This is a genomic window from Sphingomonas sp. Ant20 (assembly GCF_000783375.1).
Taxonomy (GTDB): Bacteria; Pseudomonadota; Alphaproteobacteria; order Sphingomonadales; family Sphingomonadaceae; genus Sphingomonas; species Sphingomonas aerolata.
This window is the reverse complement of the sequence record NZ_JRVI01000162.1, coordinates 1-4,637: the sequence shown is the minus strand read 5'-3', so window position 1 is coordinate 4,637 and position 4,637 is coordinate 1. Positions and strand designations below refer to the sequence as shown.

Below are 4,637 nucleotides of genomic sequence, written 5' to 3'. Positions count from 1 at the left end.
GGTGCGGGCGCCGCGACCTCGACCGGCTTCCGCGCGCACCCGGCGAGCAGGGCTGCGGTCACCGCAATCATCGCAAACTGACGCTTCATCGACTCAAGTCCTCGCTGTCTCCCGACCGAGACAGACCTGCCGCGATAAGGTTAACAGGGTATAAAACGCGTACGCGACTGCAACCCTAATGCGACGAACGGCACGATCGCAGCGTGTTAGGCCGGCGAAGGATCAGGCCGCGCGTGCCTCGAGCGCCGCCGCGGCCTGTGCCATCAGCTCGGCGATGATGTCCGCGACCGGCTCTTCCTTGGTGACCATGCCGACCGACTGGCCCGCCATCACCGACCCATGCTCGACATCGCCGTCGACCACCGCGCGGCGCAGCGCGCCCGCCCAGTAATGTTCGATCTGCAACTGCGCCTCGCCCATCGCCACGCGTCCCTCGTCGAGATGCCCCGCGACCTCGCGCTGCTTGGCCGAGAACAGCTCGCCCGCCGCATTCTTCAGCGCGCGCACTGGGATAACCGGCAGCCGCGCGTCGAGCTGGACGCTGGCGATCGCATCGCGCGCCGAAGCGCGGATGAACGCCTTCTTGAAATTGGCATGCGCGATCGATTCGGTCCCGCAGACGAACCGCGTGCCGAGCTGGACGCCCGCAGCACCCATGTCGAGATAGCCCGCAATCGCCTCGCCGCGACCGATCCCGCCCGCGACGAACACCGGTACCAGCTCGGCGATCTCGGGCAGCATCTCCTGCGCCAGCACGCTCGTCGACACCGGGCCGATATGCCCGCCGGCTTCCATCCCCTCGATCACCAGCGCATCGACGCCGCTGCGGATCAGCTTCTTGGCCAGCGCCAGCGTCGGCGCGAAACAGATGACCTTGGCGCCGCCCGCCTTGATCGCCTCGAGGCTGCCCTTGGACGGCAATCCGCCTGCCAGCACGACATGGCCGACCTTGTGCCGCGTGCACACCGCGATCAGTTCGACCAGGTCGGGATGCATCGTGATCAGGTTCACGCCGAACGGCTTGTCGGTCATCGCCTGGGTCGCGGCGATCTCGGCATCGAGCAACGCGGGCGTCATCGCCCCGCACGCGATCACCCCGAACCCGCCCGCATTCGAAATCGCGGAGACGAGGTTGCGCTCGCTCACCCAGGACATCGCCCCGCCAAGGATCGCGACCTCGGACCCGAGGAATGCGGCGCCGCGCGCCATGCGACGCTGAAGCCGGTCGCTGCCGATGGTCATTACAAAACTCCCCTTCGTGTCGAGCGAAGTCGAGAAACCCCGCGCAGTATCCGTGACATATTTCCCGACAATGCTCGAAACGAACGGACGGTGTCCGTCAAGCCGCATCCTCGGCGTCGAGCCCGTAAGCCGTGTGCAGCACACGCACCGCCAGCTCGGTATAATCCTCTTCGATCAGCACGCTGACCTTGATCTCCGACGTCGCGATCGCCTGGATGTTGATGCCGCGTTCGCCGAGCGTGGTGAACATCGTCGAGGCGACGCCCGCATGGCTGCGCATCCCGACGCCAACCACCGAGACCTTGGCGACGCGCGTGTCATGGACCAGGCTCGCGAAACCGATCGCGTCCTTCGCCTTGTCGAGCACGTCGAGCGTCCGCGCCAGATCCGCGGAGGGCACGGTGAACGTCACGTCGGTCGACCCGGTCGAATGCGCGACGTTCTGGACGATCATGTCGACGTTGATCCCGGCATCGGCGAGCGGCGCGAAGATCGCCGCGACCGATCCCGGGCGATCGCTGACTTGGGTCAGCGTGATCTTCGCCTCGTTCTTGTCATGCGCGATGCCGGTGATGAGCTGGCGTTCCATATCGTCGATTTCCTCTTCGCCCACGATCAGCGTGCCGCGGTGTCCGTCACTGGTATCGCCATCCTCGAACGAGGACAGCACGCGCACGCGCACATTCTCTTTCATTGCCAGGCCCACCGACCGCGTCTGCAGCACCTTGGCGCCGACGCTCGCGAGTTCCAGCATCTCCTCATACGTCACCTTGCCGAGCTTGCGCGCCCGCGGCACGATCCTCGGATCGGTCGTGTAGACGCCGTCGACATCGGTATAGATGTCGCAGCGATCGGCCTTCATCGCCGCCGCCATCGCGACCGCCGAGGTGTCCGATCCGCCGCGCCCCAGCGTGGTGACACGCTGGCCCTCCGCCACGCCCTGGAACCCCGGGATCACCGCGACGACGCCCTCCGCAAGGCTCGCATCGAGCGCGACCGTGTCGATCTCGCCGATCCGGGCCGAGCCATGCGCGTCGGACGTGTTGATCGGCAGCTGCCACCCCAGCCACGACCGCGCCTTGCAGCCCGCGGCCTGCAGCGCGATCGCGAGCAGCCCGCTCGTGATCTGCTCGCCCGCCGAGACGACGACGTCATATTCCTTCGCATCGTACAGCGACGACGCCTCGCGGCAGAAGCCGACCAGCCGGTCGGTCTCGCCCGCCATTGCGGAGACGACGACCGCGACCTCGTTGCCCGCATCGACCTCGCGCTTCACGCGCGCCGCGACGTTGCGGATACGTTCGATCCCAGCCATCGACGTCCCGCCGAATTTCATCACGATACGGGCCATGGGCAGCGTAAATCCCTTTGGGTCGAAGCGGCGGCCCTGATAGGTAGCGCGCATGATACTGGCAAGTGACCGCAACGAAAGCGCAACAATCGATCCCCGGGAGGCCGCGCATTTCGGCACGATGGCGGCCGACTGGTGGAACCCCAAGGGCTCGTCCGCGCCGCTCCACCAGCTCAATCCGCCCCGCCTGCGCTACATTCGCGACCGGGTCGACACGCACTGGCACGGCGACGGCACCGGCTTCACCCCGCTCGCCGGCCGGACCGCGCTCGACGTCGGCTGCGGCGCGGGGCTGCTCTGCGAACCGCTCGCGCGGCTCGGCGCCAGCGTGACCGGGATCGACGCCGCGCCCGAAAATATCGCCGCGGCAGAAATACATGCGGCGCAGAGCGGGCTCGCGATCGACTATCGCGCGGGCGGCGTCGAGGGGCTCGACGGCCAGTTCGACCTCGTCACCAGCCTCGAGGTGATCGAGCATGTCAGCGACCCTGCCGGCTTTGTCCGCGGCCTCGCGCGCGTGCTGGCCGACAATGGCCTGCTGATCCTGTCGACCCCCAACCGCACGCCCTTGTCGCGGCTCGCGATGATCACGATCGCGGAAGGCACCGGCCGCATCCCGCGCGGCACGCACGACTGGAACAAGTTCCTCACCCCCGAAGAACTGACCGCGCTGCTGCGCGACGCCGGTCTCCACGTCGTCCACACGCAAGGCCTCGGCTTCTCGCCGGCGACAGGCTTCACGCTCAGCGATTCGACCAGCCTCGACTATTTCCTGACCGCGGTAAAAGCCTGACCCTTGCCCCGCCCGGCACCAGCCCGGCGGGCACGACCAACCCAGTCGGCACGACCACCTTGGGTGGCGCTCCCACCCCGGTGCACGCTACCACCGCGGCAGGCACTACCACCCCAGCGGGTGCTACCATCTCAGCAGGTGCTACCACCCCGGCGAAGGCCGGGGCCCAGTTGGGAAAGCCTGAGTAACGGAACGCGACCCTCAGCCATGACCGTCCCCCAACTGGGCCCCGGCCTCCGCCGGGGTGGAACCGAATACTGGCGGGGTGGTGTCACATGACCAAGGGCACCCCCCACCCCTGTTCACCCGCGAAGCGGGTGCCCAGACTGGACACCCGCCTTCGCGGGTGAACATCCTTCTTCTAGGGGGGTTTAGCCGCGCTCTACATCGCGCTCGCCCTCCTCCGCCCCCGTCGACCATGACGAAAGCCAGTATGTCGCTGCGGCCGTCCTCACCGCGCACGGCCTGCTCCCCTATCGCGACTTCGCCTATCTCCAGACCCCGCTCCAGCCCTTCGTCCTCGCACCCATCGCCGTTCTAACCGGCGCCTGGACCTGGCCCGCGCTCCGCCTCACCAACGCGCTGCTCGGCCTCGCGAGCGTCGCGTTCGTCCACGCCGCCGCGCGCCGCACTGGTGCCGGCCCCACCACCGCACGCCTCTGCGCCGCATTGTTCGCGACCACAGACATCCTGCTCTTCAGCATCGGCACCGCGCGCAACGACGCGCTTCCTGCCGCCTGCCTCGCCGCTGCGCTCTGGCTGATCGTCCGCGAAGACCGGACCCGCGCCGGCGCGCTGACAATCGGCCTTCTGCTCGCCGCCGCGGTCGCCGCGAAGATCTCCTATGCCCTCCCCGCCGCCGCCTACGGCCTCTACGCGCTGGTCCATCCCCGCCACCGCGTCTGGCTGGTCGCGCTCGGCGCGGTCCCGATCGTCGCGTTCGTCGGCTGGACGTTCGCGGTGTCGCCCGAAGCTTCCTGTTCGGCACGCTGCATTTTCCCGCCCAGGCGCCCGCAGAATATTACGCGGCACGGCCCTGGAAGCTGTCGCTTGCCGCCAAGGCGCTCGATACGCTGAAGTTCCTTGCGCTCGGCGCCGCGCTGCCCGCCCTCGTCCTCGTCGCGCGCGCCGCGATCCGACGTCGTCGCGTCACCCTGCCGACCTGCTCGTCCTCGCCGGGCTGGTCGCCGCGCTGCTCCCGGTGCCGACCTGGCGGCAATATCTGCTGCCGATGCTGCCCCCGCTGTTCGT

Annotated in this window: 4 protein-coding genes; 2 read left to right on the top strand and 2 right to left on the bottom strand. The window is 68.2% G+C overall.

Translation table 11 applies throughout. The features are described from left to right. Positions 1 to 222: 222 nt before the first annotated feature. The gene (locus NI18_RS16530; RefSeq protein WP_306286474.1) at positions 223 to 1,242 is read right to left on the bottom strand and encodes a nitronate monooxygenase; all 1,020 of its coding nucleotides are present in this window, start codon (positions 1,240 to 1,242) and stop codon (positions 223 to 225) included. Between the two features lie 97 nt (positions 1,243 to 1,339). After that, a complete protein-coding gene (locus tag NI18_RS16525; protein WP_037531555.1) occupies positions 1,340 to 2,593 on the bottom strand; it encodes an aspartate kinase in 1,254 nt (417 codons plus the stop codon). A 52-nt stretch (positions 2,594 to 2,645) separates the two neighbouring features. On the opposite strand from NI18_RS16525, the gene ubiG reads away from it, so the two are divergent. Together ubiG and NI18_RS24575 are read left to right on the top strand one after the other, a co-directional pair. Then, on the top strand, positions 2,646 to 3,386 hold the full coding sequence (gene ubiG / locus NI18_RS16520; protein ID WP_084215257.1) for a bifunctional 2-polyprenyl-6-hydroxyphenol methylase/3-demethylubiquinol 3-O-methyltransferase UbiG: 741 nt from the start codon (positions 2,646 to 2,648) through the stop codon (positions 3,384 to 3,386). 465 nt (positions 3,387 to 3,851) lie between these two features. Further along, a complete protein-coding gene (locus tag NI18_RS24575; RefSeq protein ID WP_347574876.1) occupies positions 3,852 to 4,463 on the top strand; it encodes a glycosyltransferase family 39 protein in 612 nt (203 codons plus the stop codon). Positions 4,464 to 4,637: the final 174 nt, after the last annotated feature.